At 69.0% G+C, this 23,943-nt stretch carries 16 protein-coding genes and 1 riboswitch; of the genes, 4 read left to right on the forward strand and 12 right to left on the reverse strand.

Going from position 1 to position 23,943, the window contains the following annotated elements; genetic code table 11:
- Positions 1 to 62 precede the first annotated feature (62 nt).
- Positions 63 to 1,412: a serine hydrolase domain-containing protein gene (locus DFQ14_RS07610; RefSeq protein WP_114452492.1), complete on the reverse strand. Its 1,350-nt coding sequence runs from the start codon at positions 1,410 to 1,412 to the stop codon at positions 63 to 65.
- A gap of 213 nt (positions 1,413 to 1,625) precedes the next feature.
- A riboswitch (cobalamin riboswitch) is annotated at positions 1,626 to 1,848 on the forward strand.
- A 152-nt stretch (positions 1,849 to 2,000) separates the two neighbouring features.
- Between DFQ14_RS07610 and metE the strand changes: the two genes are divergently transcribed.
- On the forward strand, positions 2,001 to 4,289 hold the full coding sequence (metE, locus tag DFQ14_RS07615; protein WP_114452389.1) for a 5-methyltetrahydropteroyltriglutamate--homocysteine S-methyltransferase: 2,289 nt from the start codon (positions 2,001 to 2,003) through the stop codon (positions 4,287 to 4,289).
- Positions 4,290 to 4,373: 84 nt separating this feature from the next.
- Positions 4,374 to 5,330, forward strand: coding sequence for a CPBP family intramembrane glutamic endopeptidase (locus tag DFQ14_RS07620; protein ID WP_179951518.1), 957 nt, complete (start codon positions 4,374 to 4,376; stop codon positions 5,328 to 5,330).
- Between the two features lie 27 nt (positions 5,331 to 5,357).
- Here the strand turns inward: DFQ14_RS07620 and DFQ14_RS07625 are convergent, their stop codons facing one another.
- The 5 genes from DFQ14_RS07625 to DFQ14_RS07645 all read right to left on the reverse strand — a co-directional run bounded on the left by DFQ14_RS07625 (position 5,358) and on the right by DFQ14_RS07645 (position 11,947).
- Positions 5,358 to 7,451 carry a transglycosylase domain-containing protein gene (locus DFQ14_RS07625; RefSeq protein WP_114452390.1) on the reverse strand — a complete coding sequence of 698 codons (2,094 nt, stop codon included), beginning with the start codon at positions 7,449 to 7,451 and terminating at the stop codon, positions 5,358 to 5,360.
- A 116-nt stretch (positions 7,452 to 7,567) separates the two neighbouring features.
- Positions 7,568 to 8,026: a hypothetical protein gene (locus tag DFQ14_RS07630; RefSeq protein WP_114452391.1), complete on the reverse strand. Its 459-nt coding sequence runs from the start codon at positions 8,024 to 8,026 to the stop codon at positions 7,568 to 7,570.
- A 9-nt stretch (positions 8,027 to 8,035) separates the two neighbouring features.
- Positions 8,036 to 9,262: an MFS transporter gene (locus tag DFQ14_RS07635; protein ID WP_114452494.1), complete on the reverse strand. Its 1,227-nt coding sequence runs from the start codon at positions 9,260 to 9,262 to the stop codon at positions 8,036 to 8,038.
- 162 nt (positions 9,263 to 9,424) lie between these two features.
- On the reverse strand, positions 9,425 to 10,252 hold the full coding sequence (locus DFQ14_RS07640) for a DUF6319 family protein (RefSeq protein ID WP_114452495.1): 828 nt from the start codon (positions 10,250 to 10,252) through the stop codon (positions 9,425 to 9,427).
- Between the two features lie 195 nt (positions 10,253 to 10,447).
- Entirely contained in the window at positions 10,448 to 11,947 is a 1,500-nt protein-coding gene (locus DFQ14_RS07645; RefSeq protein ID WP_114452392.1) for a flavin-containing monooxygenase, read from the reverse strand.
- A 111-nt stretch (positions 11,948 to 12,058) separates the two neighbouring features.
- Here DFQ14_RS07645 and DFQ14_RS07650 point away from each other — a divergent pair, with 111 nt between their 5' ends.
- A complete protein-coding gene (locus tag DFQ14_RS07650; protein WP_246195775.1) occupies positions 12,059 to 12,682 on the forward strand; it encodes a TetR/AcrR family transcriptional regulator in 624 nt (207 codons plus the stop codon).
- Positions 12,683 to 12,947: 265 nt separating this feature from the next.
- On the forward strand, positions 12,948 to 13,865 hold the full coding sequence (locus DFQ14_RS07655; protein ID WP_114452393.1) for a hypothetical protein: 918 nt from the start codon (positions 12,948 to 12,950) through the stop codon (positions 13,863 to 13,865).
- A gap of 74 nt (positions 13,866 to 13,939) precedes the next feature.
- On the opposite strand, the gene DFQ14_RS07660 is transcribed toward DFQ14_RS07655, so the two are convergent.
- The 6 genes from DFQ14_RS07660 to DFQ14_RS07685 form a co-directional block, all read right to left on the reverse strand.
- On the reverse strand, positions 13,940 to 16,159 hold the full coding sequence (locus DFQ14_RS07660; RefSeq protein WP_114452394.1) for a 3-hydroxyacyl-CoA dehydrogenase NAD-binding domain-containing protein: 2,220 nt from the start codon (positions 16,157 to 16,159) through the stop codon (positions 13,940 to 13,942).
- 261 nt (positions 16,160 to 16,420) lie between these two features.
- Entirely contained in the window at positions 16,421 to 17,635 is a 1,215-nt protein-coding gene (locus DFQ14_RS07665; protein WP_114452395.1) for an acetyl-CoA C-acetyltransferase, read from the reverse strand.
- A 170-nt stretch (positions 17,636 to 17,805) separates the two neighbouring features.
- Complete coding sequence (locus DFQ14_RS07670) at positions 17,806 to 19,596, reverse strand: L-lactate permease (RefSeq protein WP_114452396.1); 1,791 nt, start codon at positions 19,594 to 19,596, stop codon at positions 17,806 to 17,808.
- A gap of 251 nt (positions 19,597 to 19,847) precedes the next feature.
- Positions 19,848 to 21,176 carry a (Fe-S)-binding protein gene (locus DFQ14_RS07675; RefSeq protein WP_114452397.1) on the reverse strand — a complete coding sequence of 443 codons (1,329 nt, stop codon included), beginning with the start codon at positions 21,174 to 21,176 and terminating at the stop codon, positions 19,848 to 19,850.
- Positions 21,176 to 22,462, reverse strand: coding sequence for an FAD-binding oxidoreductase (locus DFQ14_RS07680; RefSeq protein ID WP_114452398.1), 1,287 nt, complete (start codon positions 22,460 to 22,462; stop codon positions 21,176 to 21,178). Before DFQ14_RS07680 ends, DFQ14_RS07675 begins: the two co-directional genes overlap by 1 nt.
- The gene (locus DFQ14_RS07685; protein WP_179951519.1) at positions 22,462 to 23,943 is read right to left on the reverse strand and encodes an FAD-linked oxidase C-terminal domain-containing protein; all 1,482 of its coding nucleotides are present in this window, start codon (positions 23,941 to 23,943) and stop codon (positions 22,462 to 22,464) included. Before DFQ14_RS07685 ends, DFQ14_RS07680 begins: the two co-directional genes overlap by 1 nt.

Raw genomic sequence — 23,943 nt, forward strand, 5'->3', positions numbered from 1 at the left:
GTGTATTACACAGCGAGCAAGAGGGGGCTGGCGCACATGTTCCGGAGCCGAGTGGATGCCGCTCAGCGCCAGGATTCGACGCCACCCGGCACCGGGGCGTCCGGGTCGTAGGGCGAGCGCGTGAAGATGAACGTGTTCAGGTCGAGGTGGTTCGGCGTCCCGTCCGCGGCCCGGCCGACGCACAACTGCTCGCCGCGGTGATACCCGTCCAGGCCGGTCCAGGTGCCGTCGGCGTTCGGGCGGAACCTCGATGCCCGACCCTTGCCCTGCCACGGCACGAGATCGAGCATCCCGTCCGGCAGGATGCGCACCACGTGCGCTGTCGGTCCCCAGTACCACAGACCCGTCAGTTCCAGCAGCGCCGGATCCACCGGGGCGGGCTGCCACGGTTGCGGGATGCGCGGTTCGTGCTCGTCGAGGATGTCCAGCAGCTCGGCCACCAGTGCCCCGCTCGGCCCGGCGGTCGCGTTGGCCAGGAACACCGCCCCGGAGTTCTCGTCGGGGTCGGTCAACAGGTTCGCCAGGAAGCCGGGCATCGAGCCGCTGTGGCCGGCGAGCCTGCGTCCGCGATACCGCTGCAGTTGCAGGCCGAGCCCCATGCCCGCGGCCCACACGCCGCCATCGTCCACGCTGGTCGGAGTACGCATCTCCGTGACGGTGTCGGGATGCAGGACCTCTCCGGTGTCCCCGCCGAGAAAACGCAGCCACCGGGTCATGTCCTCCACAGTGGACCAGAGTTGCCCGGCGGGAGCCATCGCGCCCGCGTCCTCGGTGGGCTCCTCCTGGACGAGGTCGGCCCAGGGGTGCACCGCCCAACCGCGCGCATGCGGCGCGACCGGGTGCGGCGTGGTGCGTGTCATTTCGAGCGGGTCCAGGATCTCGCGCCGCACCACCGTCGCCCAGTCCTCGCCATGATGCCGCGCGACGAGTTCCCCCAGCAGCCCGAAACCGACATTGGAGTAGTGGAAGACGTGCTGCGGGTGTGGCCGCATCGCCTCCTTGTCGATCGTGTCGAGCAGCGACTCGGCTCCCACACCCGGGGTGCGTTCCCACCACGCGGTGTTCGGTTCCGCGGTCAGCCCGCTGTTGTGCGCCAGCAACTGCCAGATCGGGCGATCCCCCACCGCGGTTCCCGGCACGTGATCCTCGACGCGATCGGACAGGTGGAGCCGCCCCTCGTCGCGCAGCCGCATGACCAGCACCGCGATGAACGTCTTGGTGATCGAGCCGATCCGGTACTGGGTGTCGGCGGTCGGGGATTCCCCGTCGACCCAACCTCGCGTGCCCACCCAGATCGTCTCACCGTCCCGGACGAGTCCCGCGATGAGCGACGGGGCCCGGCCGTTCCGCTGTTCCCGGGCCAGTCGTCGGAGCAGGGCACGTTCGGTGGTGGGCAGCAAGCTCGTGGACATGCGCTCATGCTTGCGTGCGCCACCGATATCGGCAAGCGGATTCCGCACCGGCAACTCCCCGACCTGCGGTGGTCGAGAACGCTGTGTCGAAAGCCATACCACTCGTCTCCGGCCGGATCGACTGCTGCGCACGGGCATGGTGCGGCGCTCTGCGGTGCGACCCGAAAAGGTGCGATGCCTTGCCAACCGCCCCCGGATGGGTACCGTGGCCGCTGCCGATGGTTCACCCGCCGGGGCCGCTCACGGGCCCTGCCGGGTGAGGCAAGAGGGAACCCGGTGTGACTCCGGGACTGCCCCGCAGCGGTGAGTGGGAACGACCGCCGTCACCGGTCACGACGACCGAAAGGCACTGAGCACGGCTCGGGAAGCCGACGGCCAGTAGGAGCACCCGGCCACAGGCCGGGCCGCCCACGAGTCCGAAGACCTGCCGTCGGTGCGCACACGGGAGTGTGCGCAGGTCCGAGGCCTCGAGGGAGGGTCGCCGGACGGTTCGACCCGCGCCCCCACCACCGCGTTCGGGGCCGTGCGCCGCGCCGTTCCTCGCAGGTCTCGGTTCGTTCCTGTCATCGAGCTCGCGAGGAGAGAGCTGTGACCACCACGATCGGATCGACCGTCCTCGGCTACCCGCGCATCGGCCCCCACCGGGAGCTCAAGCGCGCGCTGGAGAGCTACTGGGCCGGACGCAGCAGCGAGGCGGAGTTGCGCGACGTCGCCCGCACCCTGCGCACCAACACCTGGCGCGAACTGAGCGACGCCGGGCTCGACTCGGTTCCGAGCAACACGTTCTCGTACTACGACCAGGTGCTCGACACGGCCGTCACCTTCGGCGCCGTCCCGCGGCGCTACACCGACCTCGGGGCGAACGCACTGGACACCTACTTCGCGATGGCGCGCGGGAATGATTCCGTGCCGCCGTTGGAGATGACCAAGTGGTTCGACACCAACTACCACTACCTCGTCCCCGAGATCGGCCCGGACACCTCGTTCGCCCTGACCGACCGCACCCCGATCGAGCAGTACCGGGAAGCGGCCGCGCTCGGCGTGACGACCCGCCCGGTGCTGGTCGGGCCGGTGACCTTCCTGCTGCTGGCCAAACCCGACGGAAGCGCGCCCGCGACGTTCCGGCCGCTGGACCGGCTGGGCGATCTGCTCGCCTGCTATGCCGAGCTGCTGCGGGAACTGCACCACGCCGGCGCCGAGTGGGTGCAGCTCGACGAGCCCGCTTTCACCGCCGACCGCTCCCCCGCGGAGAAGGAACGGCTCGGGCATGCCTACCGCGTACTCGGCGACCTCACCGAACGACCGAAGGTGTTCGTGCCCACGTACTTCGGCGACGCCGGCGAGTCCCTGCACACACTGGCCACGGCGCCGATCGAGGCGGTCGGCGTGGACCTCGTGGCGGGCCCCGTCTCCCCGGACAGGTTGCCCGGCATCACCGGCCTGCGGGACAAGACCCTGGTGGCAGGCCTCGTCGACGGGCGCAACATCTGGCGCACCGACCTCGACTCCGCGCTGTGCACCGCGGCGACCCTGCTGGGGGTGGCAGGCAACGTGGCGGTGAGCACGTCGTGCTCGCTGCTGCACGTGCCCTACGACGCCGAGGCCGAAACGAGCATCGACCCGCAGGTGAAGTCGTGGCTGGCTTTCGCCAAGCAGAAAGTCGACGAGGTGGTCACCCTCGGGCGCGCGTTGAGTGAGGGGCGCGAGGCGGTCGGAGCCGAACTCAACGCGTCCCGGGAAGCGATCGCCGACCGCGGTGCTTCGGAGCGCCTCCGCAACGAACGGGTCCGCAGCCGGGTCGATACGCTGCGACCCGGCGACTACCGGCGCAGTGAGTGCGCCACGCGACGCCCGGCACAGCAGCACGCCCTCCGGCTCCCGCCACTGCCCACCACGACGATCGGCTCGTTCCCGCAGACCGCCGACGTCCGCAAGGCACGCGCGGCACTGCGCAACGGCACCATCGACCGGACCTCCTACCACCAACGGATGGTCGACGAGATCCAGCGGGTGATCGCCCTGCAGGAGGAGATCGGGCTGGACGTACTCGTGCACGGCGAACCGGAACGCAACGACATGGTCCAGTACTTCTCCGAGCACATGGAGGGCTTCGTCAGCACCGACAACGGCTGGGTGCAGTCCTACGGGTCCCGTTGCGTGCGCCCCCCGATCCTGTTCGGCGACGTCGCCCGCCCCCGATCGATCACCACGGAATGGGCGAAGATCGCGCAGAGCCTGACCGACAAACCCGTCAAGGGCATGCTGACCGGGCCGGTGACCATCCTCGCGTGGTCGTTCGTGCGCGACGACCAGCCGCTCGAGGACACGGCCGCACAGGTCGCGCTGGCCATCCGCGACGAAGTGGTCGACCTGGAAGCCACGGGAATCCGCGTGATCCAGGTCGACGAGCCGGCCCTGCGCGAGCTGCTCCCGCTGCGTGCCGAGCAGCAGCGGGACTACCTGCGCTGGGCCGTGGACGCGTTCCGGCTCGCCACCTCCGGTGTCGCCGAGCGGACACAGATCCACACGCACCTGTGCTACTCGGAGTTCGGCGAGGTCATCGACGCGATCGTGGCGCTGGACGCCGATGTGACCAGCATCGAGGCCGCGCGGTCCCGAATGGAGGTCCTCGACGATCTCAACGCGGTCGGCTTCGGTCGGGGCGTGGGCCCCGGCGTGTACGACATCCACTCACCGCGCGTCCCGCAGACCGACGAAGTCGAGAAGCTGTTGCGGGCGGCCCTCGAGTCGATGCCCGCCGAACGGCTGTGGGTCAATCCCGACTGCGGGCTGAAGACCCGTGGCTATGCCGAGGTCGACTCCGCCTTGCGCAGCATGGTCGCCGCGGCCGCACAGGTGCGGGGATCCCTGCAGTGACGTTCCGATGAGTCACGCCGCCACGCCGCGAACCTCTGCCGCTCGGGGAATCCGCCTGCCGACCGTGTTTGGCAGGATGCCCGCATGGACACCGAGTACGACCGAGTGGATGTTCGCGGCGTGGTCGGCTTCGTGCTGCTGGCCTACCTCCCGGCATGGTTGCTGACGCTGCCGATGTGGCTGACCGGGCAGGGACTTTCCTGGGTGTGGTCGCCGGTTGTGCTGGTTGCCATGATGTTCATGCCCGCGGTGGCGACATTCGTGACCAACCGGTGGATCAGCCCGAGACGCAGGATGCTGCGGGAGACCGGCATCACCGGCCCGGGCGGCATCAGGGCATGGTGGCGTTACGCGTTGATCGGCTGGTTCGGCCCGCCGCTGGCCATGATGCTCGCGTTGCTGGTGGGACACGCCTTCGGCGTCTACCGGGCCGACTGGGGCGACTTCTCCGGTCTGGCCGAGCAGGTGCGGTTCTCCCTGATCGACAATCCGGACGTGCCCACGGGCACGGCCGTGGTGATCCTCGCCGCCCATACGTTCCTGCTGGGCTGGCTCAACGTGATCCCGGCCTTCGGTGAGGAGTGGGGATGGCGCGGATACCTGACTCGGGCGCTCCTGCCGCTGGGGCAGCCGGGCGCGTTCCTGGTGACCGGCGTGCTGTGGGGACTGTGGCATGCACCGCTGCTCGTGCTCGGCTACAACTACCCCACCGTGCCGGTGGTCGTGTCGTTTTTCATGATGATCTGCTTCTGCACGCTGGTGGGCACCCTGCTCGGCTGGCTGCGCCTGGCATCCCACAGCGTGTGGCCCGCGGTGATCGGCCACGGTTTCCTCAACGCCTCGGCGACCCTGCCGGTGGTGTTCAGCGCTCCGGGGCAACCGGTGGCCAACGCCTCGGTGGGACTGCTGGGCTGGTCCGGGTGGATCGTGCTGGTCCTGCTGATTCTCGTGCTGATCGCCCTGCACAGGCTTCCCGTGCCGAACCCGGTCCCGCGGGAACCGGGGCTGACCCGGGGCGTACGGCGCCTCAACCGCCGGTGAAGGAGAGGCTGCCGGAGCTCGAAGGCCCTACGGCGATCGCGGCGACGAGGACAGCGGAGCCACCGGCAACCCCTCGTGGATCTCGGTCATCGCATTGAACCAGGTCCGCCCGGGAACCGTTCCGCCGTAGATGTTGCCGTTGCCGTCCCCGCACAGGAACGGCGGCTTCCCGCCGCCACGGACGCAGATCCCCTGCGGGTCTCCGCCGTCGGCGTAGGTCAGCACCGCCCCGGCCATCTGCGGGGTCGCCCCCACGAAGGCGGCCGACTGGTGCCGCTGGGTGGTCCCCGTCTTGGCGGCGACAGGCCGCTGCCATCCGGCGGCCTTCGCCGGCGCGTGTGCCGTCCCGCCGGGAAGGGCGTCCTTGCTGAGCCCCTGCGCCAGCGCGCCCGCGACCTGCGGGGAGAGCACCTGCTCGCAGGCTTTCTGCTTGACCGGTACTCGGTTGCCGTTGCGGTCGATGACGGCCTCGATCGGAGTCGGGGGGCACCACGTGCCGTCGCTGACGATCGTGGCCATGACGTTCGACAGCTCCAGCACGCTCACCGAGGACACCCCGAGCGTGAACGACCCCATGTTGTGCCGCTTGACCCACTGCGCCTCGGACAGCTCGCCGTCCTCCAGGGGGCGGCCTCCGGAGTCCACGTGGTGCATGCTGCGCCGCAGCCCGAGCTCGGAGGCCATGTTCACGACGTTGTCGAGGCCGACCTTCTCCTGCAGCATGACGAAGGCCGTGTTCGGCGAGGTCGCCAGCGCCTCCTGCAGAGTCCGGGGTCCCGGCGCCACGCCCTCGGCGTTGTGCACCGTGTACGGCCTGACACCCGACTTGTAGATCGGTGAGGTGTAGACCGGCGGAGTCGGGATCGTGTCGTGGATGCTCATGCCCTGCTTGAGAGCCGCCGCGGCGGTGAAGATCTTGAACACCGAGCCGGCGCCGAACGGCTGCACATCGCTGACGATGGGATAAGCCGTCTGCCCCTTGTCCGCGTCGTTGCCGTAGTCGCGGTTGGCGACCAGAGCCCGCACCTCGTGCTTCTTCGTGCCGGGCTCCACGACCGCCATCGCATTGGCGATACCGGGCGTGCGGGTCGGAACCTGGGCCTCGGCGGCGGCCTTGGCCGCATCGGTGGCCTTGCGGTCCATCGTGGTGCGGATGGTGTAACCGCCGGTCTCCAGCTTGTCCCGGTCGAAACCGGCCCGTTGCAGGTAGCTGAGCACGTACTCGCAGAAGAACCCGTCGGTGGTGCCGTCGCCGATGCTCACGCAGCCGTTCGGCGGACGCCCCAGCGGCGACAGCACCCCCAGCGGCTGCTGCTTCGCCCGCTCGGCGTCCTCTTCGGTGATCCGGATGTTGTTGCCCGGATCGGCCATCCGATCGATGACCAGGTTGCGCCGATGCAGGGCATCCTGCGGGTGCGTGTTGGGATTGAGCGCTCCCGGCGCGTTGACGAGCGCCGCCAGCAGCGCCGACTGCGCGATGGTCAGCTTGTCGGGGATGGTGCCGAAGTAGGTCTGGGCGGCCGCACCCACCCCGAAGGTCTGGTTGCCGAAGGGCACCACGTTGAGGTATCCGGTGAGGATCTCCTCCTTGGTCATGGTGCGTTCGAGCTCGACGGCGAGCCTGGCCTCGCGCAGCTTGCGCGCGATGGTGGTCTCCTTCGCGTTCTGCGCCTCCACCGCGTTGTCGGCCGCCACGTGGACGAGGTAGTTCTTCACGTACTGCTGCGTGATCGTGGAGGCGCCCTCCTGGACCGAGCCGCTGGCGATGTTCGTCGCCAGCGCACGCATGGTGCCCTGCCAGTCCACGCCGTGGTGGTCCCAGAAGCGCTTGTCCTCGATCGCGGTGATCGCGGCCTTCATGGTCTTGGAGATCTCATCGGCCGGTGTAGGGATCCGGTAGTCCTCGAAGAGGTGCGCCATCGGATCGCCGTTGCGATCGGTGATCGTGGTCGTCAGCGGCATCTGCCGCTTCTCCAGCGAGTCGGACATGCGCGACATCGCTGTTGTGGTCCGGTTGACCAGGGCGCCGGCGCCGACGGCCATCGGCATCATCAAACTGGCCACCAGCACACCGGTGAGGACACACAGCCCGAACAACTTCAAGAACACGCTGCCGCGCACGTCTGCCCCAATCCCTGCGGCCCATTTTGACCATCGCGGACGGGGGACACCCTATCGGTGCACCCACCACCCGCATGCATGCAGGGGCCGGGCGAGGTGTTCGCACAAGCCGGGCACTAACGGCGGTTCCGGTCGGCCTCGCCGAGTTCCCGCAGGTACTGGTTGTAGGCAGCCAATTCCGGGTCCTCGTCCGCATCCACCGGTGGTGCGGGTGGCGGCACGAGGGGGCGGTTGCGCACCCGAGCGGAATCGCGTGCTGCGCCGACACCGGTGTCGGCGGGCGAGGAAGCTCGCTCGGTGCCGCTGTCGGAGACGACCCCGCTGTCGGAGACGACCGCGTCGGATCGCTCCTCCTCCGGCTTGCGCAGGTCCATGCGCGCCACCTGGTACCAGAGGAACAGCGTGAACGCGCCGAACAACGGCCACTGCAGGGCGTAGCCGAGATTGCGGAAGCTCCCGCCCGCCTCCTGCGCACGCTCCCACTGCCACCACCCCAGCCACAGCGTGGTGGCGACGGCCGCGACGAACACCAGGTGCAACAACACCCAGCCCGGGCTCAGCAGACGATGCTTCACACCCGCATTTTAGGGGTTTTTTCGGTATGAGCTCTGCGCATGGGTGCCCTCCCCGAGCAGAGCGAACGGGACGCAGCAGAAAACGAGTGCGGCCGCGAGGAAGGAGGTGATCGGATAGTCCACGGCGCCGACCAGCACACCGAATCCGGTCGCGCCGATGCCGTTGCCCGCGTCGTAGGCGATGTTCCACGTGGTGCTCGCCGGGCCGGCCGGAGCACGCTCGAACATGAGGACCAGGGTCGCGTTCTGCACCGCGCCGAAACCGCCGCCGAGCACCAGCGCACCGGGGACCGCGACAAGGGCCTGTCCGCCGGTGGCCACGGCGACGCCCACCATCCCGACCCCCGCCAGCAGCACCGAGGGCAGCAGCACGGTGCGGGAACCGAACCGGTCCCCCAGCTGCCCGGCCAACCATCGGCAGACCGTCGCAGCCATCCCGAAGGCCAGCAGTGCCACCGAGGCAATCGCGGACGCGGTCGCCAGGGGCAGGAAGGCGATGACACCGCCCGCGACGATCGACACGGCCGTCATCACCAGCCAGGGTGGCAGCAGGCCGGCCGGAAACCGCCGGCTCCGGCCGGTTTCGAGATGGTCGGTCCCATCCCGATCAGCATGGGTTCGGGCAGCACCGTCTCGAACGGCATGATCCCGCACCGGGGCGATCCCGGCGACGGCGATGGTCGCCGCGACGGGCAGTGCTCCGGCGGCCCAGAACAGCGGGACGAACCCCACGTGCCCGGCCAGCCACACCCCCACCGGCAGGAGGACCGCATTGGGCAGGCCGACCGCGAGGCCGTAGAGCCCGGCCGCCCGGCCGCGCTGCGACGGAGGGACGAGCTCGGCCACCAGTGCGCTCCCGGTCACGGTCAAAAGCCCGAAACCGACACCGCGCACACCCGACACCGCCAGCAGCGCCCACAACTCGGTCGCCAGGGCGAACAGCGGGGTCGGCACGCCGATCAGGAACGTGCCCAGCCCCAGTGCGATCCGGTGATCGACCCGCTGCAGCAGCCACGGCATCCCCAGCTGGGTCAGAACGGTGACCAGCATGAACAGCCCGGTGGTCGCCCCCGCGGCGACCTCACTCGCACCTGCCTCGACCGCCCACAGCGGGACGACCGGCAGCAGCGTCACGTAACCCGCGAACGCTCCCAGGGTGGCCACCAGCAGCATCAGGAAGGAGCGGCTGCGCAGTGCTCCGCCCTCGGGGGGACGGGATTCGACCCGAAACCGCATCTGTTCTCCGAAGCAGGCACTCCGATGCCGACCGTATCGACCGAAACCGGACTTCGGCCGGTGCGTCACGAAAAGGGCGACACCCCAGGGGGATGGGGGTGCCGCCGCTGCGGAGTGTAGTTGCCTTCCGCTGCCGCCTTGCTCGCCGGGCGAGCCCGGCACTCACTCATTCAGGTCATCGAGCATCCGCTGGGCTTCGGACAGTTCCTGCTGGAGCTGCTCGACCCGGGCACGCTGGTGCTCCCGTGCCGCTTCGAGCAGTGGCTCGACCGCGCGGGCGACATCGGCGTGCAGTGCCTTCGCGGCGTGGGCGACCGCGGAAGCCGGAACGGCCGTGGGGCGCAGAACCCGCTTCTTTCCGTTGCTGACCTCGACGCTCCACTGACCGTCCGATCCCGCCGTCAGGGTCACGGTCGCCCCGGCCGGTCGGCTCGCCTTTCGGCGGGCGGCCGCAGCAGTCCGGGCCTCGCCCCCTGCGGCCTGCTTGCTCGCCGAGGTGTGCTGAGCCGACCCCGACTCCGACGAACCTTCCGCGGCAGCCACGACGGTCGCCGGCCGACTCGCCGACTGCGCCGCAGCGGTTCCGGACGCAGTCCTTCCCGCACCACCGGACTTCGCACCACCGGACTTCGCACCACCGGACTTCGCACCACCGGATTTCGCGCCGCCGGATTTCGCGCCGCCGGACTTCACACTGCCGGACTTCGTGTCACCGGACTTCCCCGCGGCATCGGAGCCCTTGTTCCGTGGAGCGGGCTTGACGACGGTCACCTCCCCGGCCGAGAACGACAGCACGTCCTTCGAACCGGCCGGGCGGACCTGGATGAAGTCGCCTTCCTCGGGATCCCCCAGGGCGGTCACCTTTCCCGAACGGCCTTCCTGGACTCCCACCGCCGCGGACGTGAACCACACCGTCGGCGTGCCTCCCGCGGACAGCTCCTCGCGAAGGCCGCGGACGTCCTCGGACGAGAGTGCACGGGCCTGTGACATCGGCATCCCCTGGTGGACAGCAGGCTCCCCGCCGTGCCGAACGGGCGAGGCACGCCCCTTTCGGGAACACGCCCCGCAACCCCGATGGGGCTTTTCGACGGGGGGTTCCGCCGACATGGGCCCGGCAACCGGGCCCGGCGCGGGAAGCCGTGGTGGCAACGACGCGCCCAGAGTATCGAACTCGCGTGCGAAGACTCAACGACGCCCGGCGGAAAGGATCTCGTACTCGGCGGGGTCGACCTTGCGCGTGCGCCACCAGTAGTTCCACGTGAAGCCGGGCCACACCGTCCGGTTCACCCCGTTGGCGTCCAGGTACCAGCTCTGGCAGCCACCCGTCGACCACACCGACTCGGTGAGCTCCGACTGGATCTCCGCGTTGAACGAGTCCTGCACCGACTGCCGCACGTCGACCTGGTCGAACCTGCCCGTCAGCATCGGGCGCAGGACGCTGAGCACGTAGTTCACCTGCGACTCGATCATGAACACCACGGAGTTGTGCCCCAGCCCGGTGTTCGGACCCAGCAGGAAGAACAGATTCGGGAATCCGGACACCGTGATACCGAGATGGGCCTCCATCCCGTCGCTCCAGGCGTCCTGCAGTTTGCGCCCGCCGCGGCCGACGATGGCGAGGTGCTCGAACGCGTCGGTGACGTGGAAACCGGTGCCGAAGATGATGGCGTCCACCGGGTACTCCTCGCCGTCCCCGGTGACCACCGAGTGCTCGCGCACCTCCGCGATCCCGTTCGTGCGCAGGTCCACGTTGGAGCGGTTCAGTGTCGGGTAGAAGTCGCTGGACAGCAGGATGCGCTTGCACCCCATGGAGTAGTCCGGGGTCACGGCCTCGGCCACCTCGGGATCACGCACCTGCTTGCGGATGAACCGCTTGGCCAGCCACTGCGAGACCCGTTGCAGCTTCGGGTTGCGCAGGACGGCCACCGAACGCAGCTCCAGCGTCCAGTAGATCGCCGCCCGGGCGGCCTTCTGCAGCAGCGGGATGCGCCGGAACGCCTTCTGCAGCCGTGCGGGAATCGGCCGGTCCGGCTTCGGCTGGATCCACGGCGGGGTGCGCTGGAACAGGTGCAGGCGCTGGACCTTCTCGGCGACCTTGGGGACGAACTGGATCGCGCTGGCGCCGGTGCCCACGACGGCCACCCGCTTGTCGCGCAGGTCGTAGTCGTGATTCCAGTTCGCCGAGTGGAAGGTCTCACCCTGGAACCGCTCCAGGCCCGACAGGTCGGGGTAGCTCGGGATGTGCAGAGCCCCCACACCCGAGACGAGCGCCTTGCCGACGTACTCGGTGCCATCGGCGGTCGCGACGTGCCAGGTGTGGCCGTCCTCGTCCCACTCCGCGCCGGTGAACTCCACGCCGTAGTGGATGTGCTCGCGCACGCCGTACTTGTCGGCGCAGTACTGGAGGTAGTCCTCGATCTCGCCCTGCTCGGCGAACATCCGCGACCAGTTCGGGTTCTGCTCGAAGGAGAAGGAGTACATCAGCGAGGGGACGTCGCAGGCACACCCGGGATAGGTGTTGTCCCGCCAGGTACCGCCGAGATCCTCGTTCTTCTCCAGCACGACGAAGTCGTGAATGCCCGCCTGCTTCAGCCGGATCGCCGTTCCCAGACCCGAGAACCCGCTTCCGACGATGACCACGGAGGTCTCGTACCTGCGCTGGTCACGTTCCTGTCGCTTCGCCACCGGTGGACCTCCCCGTTTCGGCGCCACACTGCTTTTACTGTTCAGTAGGTTACTACCGGTAAGTTATGTGTATCCTACTGCCGGTAAGTTACGTACGGTAGGGTCGATTTCGTGGAGGCCGAGCAAGCAGACACGCATCCGGTGGCAACCGCATCCCGCAAGCGACTTCCTCGGGCCGAACGCGAGCGCCAGATCCTGGAGGTCGCCGAGGAGGTGTTCGCCACCCGGGGCTACCAGACCACCTCGATGGACGACATCGCCCAGCGTGTGGGCCTGTCCAAACCGATGCTCTACGAGTACTTCGGCTCCAAGGACGGGTTGCTGCTGGCCTGCCTCGAACGCGCCAGGCGGGAACTCCTGGAAAGCACCACGGCCGCGGCCGCGAACGCGGTCGGCCCCGAACAGCTGTTGCACGACGGCCTGCTGGCCTTCTTCCGGTTCAGCGACGAACACCGGCAGGCATGGGCACTGCTGCGCAACGAGTCCACCGTCCCCAGCCTGCCGGTCAACTCCGAACTCGAGTCGATCCGCAGCCAGCAGGTCGAGTTCACCGCGGACATGTTGCGCCTCTCGCTGCCCAACATGAACGAGGAACGGCTCGAGGCCTTCGCCGAAGCGATCATCGGTGCCTGCGAGCGGCTGGCCATGTGGCGCGAGAGGCGACCGGAGATCACTCCGGAGGTCGCCACCGAGCACCTGATGGCACTCGTCAGTCCGAGCCTCACCACCGCCTGACCGAGCCGCATCACCGCCCGGCCGACGCTCTCCGGCCGATACCCCGAGTCACCGTCCTTCACGCGATCTGGCGAAACCTCCGGGCACGTATTCCACACAAACCACCCGATCGGGTGTTACCGGCAAGCCCGGGGTCAAGATCGACAACGTCCCGTCCGATGCCGAGCGCGTTGGGCGTTTCACCGCCACCGCCGACTCTCCCCCGGTCCGGCGGCACGACGGTGAGGCGGCCTTTCCGCAGAAACCGGACCAAGGAGAACTGATCTTGCGCCCCTGGACCACGCGCACGCTGAACGCCGCTGTTGTGGCCGCGGGTTTCGCCACGGCCACGACGGGAACCGCCTCAGCGGCGGACACTGCGAACCCCGGGCTCCCCGACCTCAGCCAGGTACCCGACGACCTCGGGATCACGGCTCCCCTGCACACCTGCCAAACCCCCGCCGGGACGCTGCAGAAGCAGACCATGGGCTCCTGCGCGGACGTCACCCTGAAAGCCGAAGCCCCGAACCCGGTCAAGAAGGTCGGTGCCGACATCGCGACCACGGCCCGCGGTACGGCCGGTGAGATGCTCAGCGAACGGAGCTCTCTGCCGTCCGTCCAGCCGGGCCCCGTGCTCGGTCACGTCGCCAAGGCGAAGGCACGCGTGGAACAGCTGGTCGACAGCAGGCCGACGGTCGGCGTCGAGGCCGAAACCACGAGTGCGGGCCGGAGCAACGAACGCGGCAAGCACGCCAAGCTGCTGGAGGCCGAAGTCGGGCCACGCCATCCCGGTCACGAGGGCGTGTCCGCAGCCGACACCGCAGTCGATCTCACGGCCGCCCAGGGCGGCAGCATCGAACCGCTGAAGCCGGTCGGCGCCGTCGTGTCGAAAGCGTTGCAGAGCGCTCCGTCTCCGAGCGCGGACGGCCGGGCGAACCTGCCGAAAACGCTGCAGGACGCTCCGCCTCAGGCCTCGGACAGCCGGGCGAACCTGCCGAGGATCGGGGAGATCCTGCCCGCGCACAAGCACACTCCGGCCCTGGCCGCGTTGGACAACGGCCTCACCGGCGTGACGAGCCGGGCGGACACGACGGACCGGGGCGGCGAAACCCTCCCCGGCACCGGTACCCCTGTCGGCACGCCGAGCGACGCGCTGCCGATCGTCGGCAGCGTGCCGAACCCCGGCAGTGCACTCGGACTCTGAAGGAGCGCCTTCGAGATCGCCCGGTGGGCCCCGGAGCAAGGCTTCGGGGCCCACCGGGCAAGGCCATTGCCGTGTCAGGCGGCCACCGCAGTGACCACCTCGGCATCCGGTTCACCGGCGTCGAAGGCCTCGCCCGCTTCGGCCTTGGCCACCAGCGAAGCCGGCGGCTCGAAACGCTCGCCGTAGCGGGCCGCGAGTTCCCGCGCACGCTCGACGAAACCGGCCAGACCACCCGGGTAGCCGTTCATGTACTGCACGACTCCGCCGGTCCACGCGGGGAAACCGATTCCGAGGATGGAGCCGACATTGGCGTCGGGCACCGACTCCACCACTCCCTCGTCGAAACAACGGACGGTCTCGAGTGCCTCGATGAACAGCATCCGCTCCTCGAGGTCGGTGAGGTCGATCTCGCCGGGATCACGGCTGTCGGCTCCGAAGTGCTCCTGCAACCCCGGCCACAGGCCCGCGCGCTCACCGTCGGCGTAGTCGTAGAAGCCGGCGCCACTGGCGCGTCCCTTCCGGTCGAACTCCTCGACCATGCGGTCCAGCACCTCATCCGCCGGATGCGGTGTCCAGGCGCCGCCCGCGGCCTCGACGGCCTGCCGCGTCTCTTCCCGGATCTTGCGGGGAAGGGTGAGCGTGAGCTCGTCGTAGAGCTGCAGGACCGGGGCGGGGAATCCGGCCTGGGCGGACGCCTGCTCGATCGAGGCGGCGGGCACTCCCTCGGTCAGCATCGCCACGCCCTCGTTGAGGAACGTGCCGATCACCCGGCTGGTGAAGAATCCCCGGCTGTCGTTGACCACGATCGGCGTCTTGTTGATCCGGCGCACGACGTCGAAAGCCTTCGCCAGTGTTCGGTCGCTGGTCTGTTCACCGCGGATGATCTCCACCAGGGGCATCTTGTCCACCGGCGAGAAGAAGTGCAGGCCGATGAAGTCGGCCCGGCGGTGCACGCCCTCGGCCAACCCCGTGATCGGCAGTGTGGACGTGTTCGAGGCGATCACCGCGCCCTCGGCGACGACCTCTTCGGCCTGGGCGTACACCTGGTGCTTGACCGTGGTGTCCTCGAAGACGGCCTCGATCACCAGGTCACATCCGGCGAGCTGATCGGCCTGGTCGGTCGCGGTGATGCGGGCGAGCACGGCGTCGCGTTCCGACTCGCTGGAGCGCCCCTTGGACACGGCCTTGTCGAGGATCCTCGCGGAGTAGGACTTGCCCTTTTCGGCCGCTTCCACGGAGATGTCCTTGAGCACGACCTCCATCCCCGCCTTGGCGCAGACGTAGGCGATGCCCGCGCCCATCATGCCGCCACCGAGCACGCCCACCTTGCTCGCATTCCACTCCGGCACGTCCTGCGGGCGACTGCCTCCGGAGTTCACGTGCTGCAGGTCGAAGAAGAACGCCTTGCTCATGTTCTTCGACGTCTGCCCGCACAGCAGCTCCAGGAAGTACCGGCCCTCGATGGTCAGGGCGGTGTCGACGTCGACCTGCGCGCCCTCCACGGCAGCGGCCATGATGTTGCGCGGCGCGGGCAGCGGCACTCCCTTGAGCTGCTTGCGCAGGTTCGCCGGGAAGGCGGGCAGGTTGGCGGCGAACTTCGGGTCCGATGGTGTACCACCGGGGATCTTGTGGCCCTTGCGGTCCCACGGCTGAGTGGCGTCCGGGTTGGACTTGATCCACTCCTTGGCCTTGCTCATCATCTCGTCGGAGTCCGCGGCGAGCTCGTCGATGAGGCCGAGATCCTTGGCCTTGCCGGGCCGCAGCTGCTGCCCCTGGAGGAGCACCTGCATCAGGGCGTCGGCAATGCCGAGCATCCGGACCGAGCGGACCACGCCACCGGCACCGGGCAGCAGTCCCAGCGTGACCTCGGGGAAGCCGAAGCGCACGCCGGAGGTGTCGACGGCGATGCGGTGGTGGCAGCCGAGCGCGATCTCCAGGCCACCGCCGAGGGCGGTCCCGTTCAGCGCGGCGACCACCGGAACTCCCAGGGTCTCCAGTCGCCGGAGCTGCCGCTTGGCCGTGGTGCTGGTCTCGGCGACCTCCTCGGCGTTGTCCGGGCGTGCCCGGATGAGGTTGCGCAGGTCTCCGCCGGCGAAGAAGGTCTTCTTGGCGGAGGTGAGGACCACACCGGTGATGCTGTCTCGTTCCGCCTCGAGGCGTTGGAGGGTTTCCTCCATCGAGCGCAGGTAGCGCTCGTTCATGGTGTTGGCCTGCTGCTGGGGATCGTCCAGGGTGAGCACGACGACGCCGTCGGCGTCACGATCGGTCCAGCGGATGGTGCTCTGCTCGCTCATGAATGATGTGTCCTTAGGAGACTGTGCTACGGCTTTGGGGCGACGAATGCGGGAACTCTCGGTGTTTTTGGCTTTGTCTTTGAGTCTTGGCTTTTCGCACGAGTGCTCAGCCCGATCAAGGTGACCACCTCCGCCGTTCCATTTGGATGCATTGCAAGGCAGGAGGCCACGTGATGTAGGTGGCTACCTGATGTGGCCTTCAACGCCGCAAGGCGCCAAATGGGGCGGCGGTTCGGCGACCACGGACTCAAGCCGAAAACATCACTCGGTTCGTTCGACGATGGTGGCGATCCCCATCCCTCCACCGATGCACAGCGTCGCCAGGCCGTAGCGCTGGTTGCGGCGCTCCAGCTCGTCGATGAGGGTGCCGAGAATCATCGCGCCGGTCGCGCCGAGCGGATGGCCCATGGCGATGGCTCCGCCGTTGACGTTGACCTTCTCGTGTGGCACGCCGAAGTCCTTCATGAACTTCAGCGGCACGGCGGCGAATGCTTCGTTGATCTCGACGAGGTCGATGTCGTCGATGGACATCTTGGCCTTGCCGAGCGCCTTGCGCACGGCCGGGCCGGGGCCGGTCAGCATGATCGTGGGGTCGGCGCCGCTGAGCGCGGCGGAGACGATGCGGGCGCGTGGGCGCATGCCGGTGCGTTCCCCGAACTCGTCACCGCCGATCAACGCCAGCGCGGCACCGTCGACGATGCCGGAGGAGTTGCCCGGCGTGTGCACGTGGTTGATGCGCTCGACCCAGTGGTACTTCTGCAGGGTGACGGCGTCGAAACCGCCCATGTCGCCGATTCCCGCGAAGGACGGTTGTAGTCCACCGAGGTCTTCCACGGTGGTGTTGGCGCGGATGTGCTCGTCCTTGTCGAGCACGGTGAAACCGTTGCGGTCGGTCACCGGAACCACGGAGCGCGCGAAGCGTCCGTCGGCCCATGCCTTGGCGGCGCGGGTCTGCGATTCGGCGGCGAAGCCGTCGACGGTCTCGCGGTCGAAGCCCTCCAGGGTGGCGATCAGATCGGCGCCGATGCCCTGGGGAACGAACGAGGTGTCCAGGTTGGTTTCCGGGTCCAGGGCCCACGGGCCGCCGTCGGTGCCCATCGGCACTCTCGACATGGATTCCACACCGCCCGCGAGCACCACGTCCTCCCAGCCGGAGCGGACTTTCTGCGCGGCCGTGTTGACGGCCTCCAGACCGGAGGCGCAGAAGCGGTTGAGCTGCACGCCACTGACGGTCTCGGGCAGGTCCGCCGCGAGAGCGGCGGTTTTGGCGATGTCGCCTCCCTGGTCCCCGACGGGCGTGACCACACCCAGGACGACATCGTCGATCGTTTGCGGGTCCAGTTCCGGGTGACGCCGGCGTATCTCCTGAATGAGACCGACGACCAGGCTGATCGGTTTGGTCCCGTGCAACGACCCGGTTTTCTTTCCACGACCGCGCGGTGTGCGGATCGCGTCGTAGACGAACGCCTCGGACATGGGTGGCGTGCCTCCTCCTTGCAGCCGGTGCTCCACTCAAAGTGTGACACCACCGCTGTCACAGTCAATGGGTCGAGTAGCTGGGCGGGGACATTCCTCGCCGGAGGAATGTCCCCGTTGCCCCTACCGTCCCGGACGCGGGCCGCGTGCGCAGGACGAGCCACCGTCCCTCATCGCAGGGCATCCTCGCTGCTGTCGGGATGCTCCTCGACCGACCGGCGCAGCCACAGCACACCACCGAGCAGCACACCACCGAGCAGCACCAGCATGGTGGTACCGAGGTTCGCACCGAGCCCGTTGGTCAGCACGAACGCCAGCGCACCCGCGAACAGGCAGTAGTACATCAGCGGAAAGACGGTCTTGCGAATGAGATCGCCCTCCCTGCCCAGCAGGCCCACGGTCGCCGACGCGGCCACCACGTTGTGCACGGTGATCATGTTGCCCGCAGCGCCGCCCACCGCCTGGGAGGCCACCACCGTCTCCGGTGCCACACCGATCTGCTCGGCGGTGGAGAACTGAAACAGCGAGAACATCAGGTTGCTGACCGTGTTGCTGCCCGCGACGAACGCGCCCAGCGCACCGATCCAGGGCGCCAGCACGGGCCAGGCCCCACCGGCGATCGTGGCCGCACCGTCGGCCAGCGTCATCGGCATGCTCTCGTAACCGGACACGTTGAACTCCGTTCCGGAATTGATGAACACCCGCACCAGCGGCAGCGCGAACAGCAGGGCCACGGCCGCACCCGCGATCTGCCTGCCTGCCACCTGCCACGACGCCACGATCTGCCGCCTGCTCATCCGGTGCAGGCCGTAGGTGGCGACGCAGGCCACGATCAGCACGAAACCCGGGATGTAGAGCGGCTGCAGGCTTTCGGAAACCTCGGTACCGAAGATGCCCTCGAAATCCAGGGACACTCCACTGAGGAACTCCTTGATCGGCGTCACCGTCCTGGTGAGCACCAACAGCGCGGCGACCAGCAGGTACGGCGCCCAGGCACGGGCCGGGTGCATCGCCGTGCCGGTCACATCACCATCGGGCTCGACGTTGCCCGTCCACCGGGCAGGCCAGCCTCGCCGGTCCGGGAAGTCCCAGTTCCGCGCGGGCATGAACAGGCCGCGGCGGGCGGCGGCGACCACGATCGTCAGGCCGATCAGCCCTCCCAGCAGCGCCGGGAATTCCGGGCCGAGCACAGCGGCGACCACGAGGTAGGGCACCGTCATCGCCAGCGCGGCGAACAGCGCGAAGCGCCACACGCCGAGTCCCTCGCCGAAGCGGCGGTTCTCCCCGAAGAACCCGGTGAGCATGCAGGCCAAGAACAGCGGGATCAGCGTGCCGATGATCGCGTGCATCAGCGCGGCGTCCAGGGCGATGCGGGCGACGTAGCCGGGCATGTCCACACCCAGGATCGAGGCCCGTTGCTCCACGGCCGCGCTGCCGCTGAGGCCGTCGGTGACCCCGACCAGGATCGGTGTGCCGACCGCGCCGAAGGTCACCGGCGTACTCTGGATGATCAATCCCACCATCACCGCCGCCATGGCGGGAAAGCCGAGCGCCAGGAGCAACGGGGCCACCACCGCTGCCGGGGTACCGAATCCCGAGGCCCCTTCGATGAAACTCCCGAACAGCCAGCCGATGATGATGGCCTGGATGCGCCTGTCCGGACTGATGTCGGTGAAGGTGGCTCGGATCGCCGACAGTGCCCCGCTCTTGCCCAGTGTCTCGAGCAGCAGCAGCGCACCGAACACGATGTAGAGCAGGCCGAGCGCGAGGATCAATCCCTGCACGCTCGACGCCGCGACCACCACGGGTTCGACGTCCCACGTGAAGACGGCCGCGAGGACGACCACGACGAATCCGACCGGCATGGCGTATTTGGCGGGCCACCGCAAACCCACCAGAAGGATGCCGACAACCACGATCGGGGATAGGGCGACCATGCTGAGAACTGCGAGGTCACCCATGGCATTCACATCCGAGCGAACACGGATACGGAATCTGCTGGTACACGCCCACTCCTTCGTGTCGAAACCCGGCTATTCCGCCGATCACGAAGGAGTGAATGTAGCGCTTCGCAGTGTCACACGACAGGTCTTTCCCGGTACGACTTTCGAGGGATACTATCGCTGCGAGAGCGGCGATGCGAAAGGTGAAGAACCGCGCGATTTCGACGGGGAACGCCCCGAGCGCCGTTCCCCGTCGCTGTCGGCGGTATTCACCGCCGCAGCAGCGCCTCCACGCCGAGTCCCCGGATCGAGGCGTCGAGCACTTCCACGGTGTGCGCCATCGCCAGCTCCTTCTCGCGCCGCTCCAGTGCGGTGCGAATCTGCATCGAGCACCCGGGATTGGCGGTCACCAGCATGTCCGCATCGGTGGCGAGCACGTTGTCGGCCTTGCGGTCACCGAGTTCGGCCGCGGCCCGCGGCTGCAGCAGGTTGTACACCCCGGCCGAACCGCAGCACAGTTCCCCGCGATTGATTTCCCGCAGTTCCAGCCCGGGAACGGCACGCAGCAACTCGCGGGGCTGCGTCCGGATCCCCTGACCGTGACTGAGGTGGCAGGCGTCGTGATAGGCCACCTTCGCGGGCAGCGGATGGCGTTCGGCGACCGTGCCGAGCTCACCCAGCAATTCGGAAATGTCGCGCACTCGCGCGGAAAACCGCTCGGCGCGCTCGGCATGGTCGGGATCGTCGGCCAGCAGGCGCGGATACTCTTTCAGGGTGGACCCGCAGCCGGCCGAATTGATGACGATGTAATCCACCTCGGCGGATTCCAGGCGATCCAGCAGGCCGCGGGCGAACCGCACGGCCTCGGACTCGCGCCCGGAGTGCTCGCTCAGCGCCCCGCAGCATCCCTGCATCGCCGGAATCACCACGTCGCATCCCTCGGCGGCCAGCACCCGCGCGGTCGCGGCGTTGACGCCCGGGAAGAAAGCGCTCTGCACGCAGCCGGTGATCATGCCCACCACGGCACGCCGCTGCCCGTGCGCCCGCACTCGCTCGGGCAGTTTCGGGGCACGCTCGATCGGCGGTGCGAGCGACTCCATCGTCTGCAGATGCTCGGGCAGCTTCGCCAGCAGCCCGGTCCGCCGCAGCAGCCCGGCGAGCCCGAACCGCTGGTACAGCGCGAGCGGGCCGCGCATCGCCCTGAGCCTGCGCGGATACGGGAACAGCGAGAAGATCGCGCCGCGCAGGGCGCGTTCCCAAAAACCGCGACGATGGCGGCGCTCGACCTGGGCCCGGGTCTCGGTGATGAGCGTGCCGTACTGCACGCCCGACGGGCAGGCCGTCACGCAGGCCATGCAGCCCAGGCAGTTGTCGAAGTGATCGACCATGCTCTCCGACAGCGGCTCGCCGTCCAGGCCGGCCTCCATCAGGTGGATCCGGCCGCGCGGCGAGTCCATCTCCTGGCCCCACAGGTCGTAGGTGGGGCAGGAAGGCAGGCAGAAACCGCAGTGCACACAGTCGTCGACGAGTTCTCGCTGCGGCGGGTGGAAGGCGTCGAAGGCGCCCTCGGTGCCGGGACGGGCGGTGTTGTCGGCCATCAGATTCCTCCCACGAACCGGCCGGGGGACAAGCGATGTTCCGGGTCGAACTGGTCCTTGGTGCGGTGCATGAGAGTCAGCTCTCCTTCCGCTATCGGGCCCCAGGGATCCACGGTCGCGCGCACCGCTTCGGGGGCCCGCAGCACCACGGCATGACCGCCGTACTCGGTGGTCACCGCGCGCAGCTCCCGCACGAGGTCGGCTACGGCTGCCGGGTCGGCGCTGTCCGGCACCCCGGCGTGGAGCACGCCGAGACCGGCCGAGCCCCGCACCGCCAGCGGCAGGTCGCGGTGGTCGGCCGCCTGCTGCACCCCGGCCAGCAACGATCCGATCGCGGCGGGTTCGGCGCCGAGCCGCAATCCGGTGCCCCACGCATTCCCGAAGGGATAACGTCCCCACCAGGGCGGTGCGGCGTCGAGGACCTCGCCGGAGACCCCGACCGTCGCGTCGAGTCTCTCGGCCAGCTCCCGTGCTCGCCGGTGCGTGGCCTGCGGGCGCCCTTCCAGGTGCGCGCAGACCGTGATCGGGCCGTCCGGTTCGGCCCGGTCCGTCTCGACGGCGGTGGGCATCGCCTGCGAACTCCGCACCGTGTGGACGGCTTCACCGGCCGCTCCGGGATCGGACAGGGTCACCGCCACCCAGCGGTGCTCGGCGGCCAGCGGGTGCAGGCGGAAGATGGCCTCGGTGATCACGCCGAGGGTGCCGTAGGAGCCGGTGTAGAGCTTGCCGAGATCGTATCCGGCGACGTTCTTGACGACCTTGCCGCCGGAGGTGGTCACCACCCCGTCGGCGCGCACCACGGTGATGCCGATGAGCAGGTCCCGGACCGCGCCGAACAGGTGGCGGCCGGGCCCGGTCGTGCCCGTGGCGATCACGCCGCCGACCGTGGCCTCGGGAAAGGGCTGGTCGATCGACAACTGCTGCCCGGCCTCGGCGGCCACCCGCTGCACCTCGGCGAGCGAGGTGCCCGCCCGTGCCCGGAGCACCAGGTCCCCCGCTGCGTGTTCGCAGATCTCGCTCGCCCGGGACAGATCGAGCACCAGATCCACCGCCTCGACGGTGCCACCCCAGTCGATCTTGCTGCCTGCGCCCCGCGCGGTGACGCGGAGCCCGTGCTCGGCCGCCACCCGCATGGCCGCCGCGGTCTGTTCGGTGCCGTCCACCGAGGCCACCCATCGGGGCTGCACGCCACCGACGGTGTCGGCCTGCCCCGCATCGCGGAGGTGTTCCGTCCCGATCGCGGCTGCCAGAGCCGTCCGTGCCGCCTGCTCGGTCCTCGTCGCCATCAGAACTGGTCCGCCAATCCCGCCTCGGTCAGTGGGTGCACACCGCGGCGGGGGCCGGGAGCCTCGCCGCACAACCGCGGTGTCGGAAACACCTTGCCCGGGTTGCAGCGATTCTCCGGATCGAAGGAGCAACGCACCCGTTGCATGGTGTCGAGGTCGTCGGAGGTGAACATCCGGCCCATGTAGCGGACCTTGTCCGCGCCGACGCCGTGTTCTCCGGTGATGGATCCGCCGTGCTCCAGGCACAGGTCCAGGATCGCGCCGGAGACCTCCTCCGCTCGTTCGGCCGCGCCGGGGTGGTCCCCGTCGAACAGCACCAGCGGGTGCAGGTTGCCGTCCCCGGCGTGGAAAACGTTGGCGACCCGCACTCCGGACTCCGCCGAGAGCGCGGAAATGCGGGCCAGCACCTCGGGCAGCGCCGTCCGGGGGATCACGCCGTCCTGGACGATGTAGTCCCGGCTGATCCGGCCCACGGCGGCGAAGGCGGACTTGCGCCCCTTCCAGATCAGGGCTCGTTCGGCCTCGTCGGCGGCGACGCGGACCTCGAAGGCGCCGTGCTCGCCGCAGTGGCGCTGCACTTCGGCGAAGGTGTGGTCCACCTCGGCTGCCGGGCCGTCCAGTTCGACCACCAGCACCGCCCCGGCCCCCTCCGGGTAACCACAGTGGACCGCCTGTTCGGCGGCCTCGATGGACAGGGCGTCCATCATCTCGATCGCCGCGGGAGTGACCCCGTCGGCGATGATCGCCGAAACCGCCGCACCCGCCTCGTCGGTGGAGGGGAACCCGGCCAGCAGTGTGCGCACCGACTCCGGGCTCCGCAGCAACCGCACGGTGATCCGGGTGGCCACACCGAGCGTCCCCTCGCTGCCGATGAACGCGCCGAGCAGGTCGTACCCGGGTGCGTCCGGAGCGCGGCCGCCGAGCTCGACGAGTTCACCATCGGGTGTGACCACCTCCATGGCGAGGATGTGGTTGGCGGTGAAGCCGTACTTCAGGCAGTGCGCCCCGCCCGAGTTCTCGGCGACATTGCCGCCCACCGAGCAGACCTGCTGACTGGAGGGATCCGGCGCGAAGTAGTACCCGTACGGCGTGGCCGCCCTCGTGACGTCCAGGTTGATGACACCGGGTTCGACCACGGCCCGCTCGTTGGCGATGTCGACCTCGAGGATGCGACGCATCCTCGAGGTGACCACGAGAACGCCGTCGGCGTGCGGGAGAGCACCCCCGGACAGGCCGGTTCCCGAACCGCGCGCGACGAAGGGAATCCCGTACTCCGCGCAGGCGCGCACCACCGACCGGACCTGCTCGGCATCCTCCGGCAGCACCACCACGGCGGGCACGACGCGATGATTGGCCAGGCCGTCGCACTCGTAGGTGCGCAACTGCTGCGGGTCGGTGATCACCGCATCCGGCGCGAGGGCGTCGCGGAAACGACGGATCAGCGCGTGCAGGGTGGAGCTCTGCTCACCGTTTGCGACCAT

Source organism: Halopolyspora algeriensis (assembly GCF_003337235.1).
GTDB lineage: Bacteria > Actinomycetota > Actinomycetes > Mycobacteriales > Pseudonocardiaceae > Haloactinomyces > Haloactinomyces algeriensis.

Coding starts and splice junctions, on each gene's coding strand:
- DFQ14_RS07610 (WP_114452492.1), bottom strand. CDS start 1,412: ATGTCCACGAGCTTGCTGCCCACCACCGAACGTGCCCTGCTCCGACGA.
- DFQ14_RS07620 (WP_179951518.1), top strand. CDS start 4,374: ATGGACACCGAGTACGACCGAGTGGATGTTCGCGGCGTGGTCGGCTTC.
- DFQ14_RS07635 (WP_114452494.1), bottom strand. CDS start 9,262: ATGCGGTTTCGGGTCGAATCCCGTCCCCCCGAGGGCGGAGCACTGCGC.
- DFQ14_RS07640 (WP_114452495.1), bottom strand. CDS start 10,252: ATGTCACAGGCCCGTGCACTCTCGTCCGAGGACGTCCGCGGCCTTCGC.
- DFQ14_RS07660 (WP_114452394.1), bottom strand. CDS start 16,159: ATGAGCGAGCAGAGCACCATCCGCTGGACCGATCGTGACGCCGACGGC.
- DFQ14_RS07665 (WP_114452395.1), bottom strand. CDS start 17,635: ATGTCCGAGGCGTTCGTCTACGACGCGATCCGCACACCGCGCGGTCGT.
- DFQ14_RS07670 (WP_114452396.1), bottom strand. CDS start 19,596: ATGGGTGACCTCGCAGTTCTCAGCATGGTCGCCCTATCCCCGATCGTG.
- DFQ14_RS07675 (WP_114452397.1), bottom strand. CDS start 21,176: ATGGCCGACAACACCGCCCGTCCCGGCACCGAGGGCGCCTTCGACGCC.
- DFQ14_RS07680 (WP_114452398.1), bottom strand. CDS start 22,462: ATGGCGACGAGGACCGAGCAGGCGGCACGGACGGCTCTGGCAGCCGCG.
- DFQ14_RS07685 (WP_179951519.1), bottom strand. CDS start 23,943: ATGGTCGCAAACGGTGAGCAGAGCTCCACCCTGCACGCGCTGATCCGT.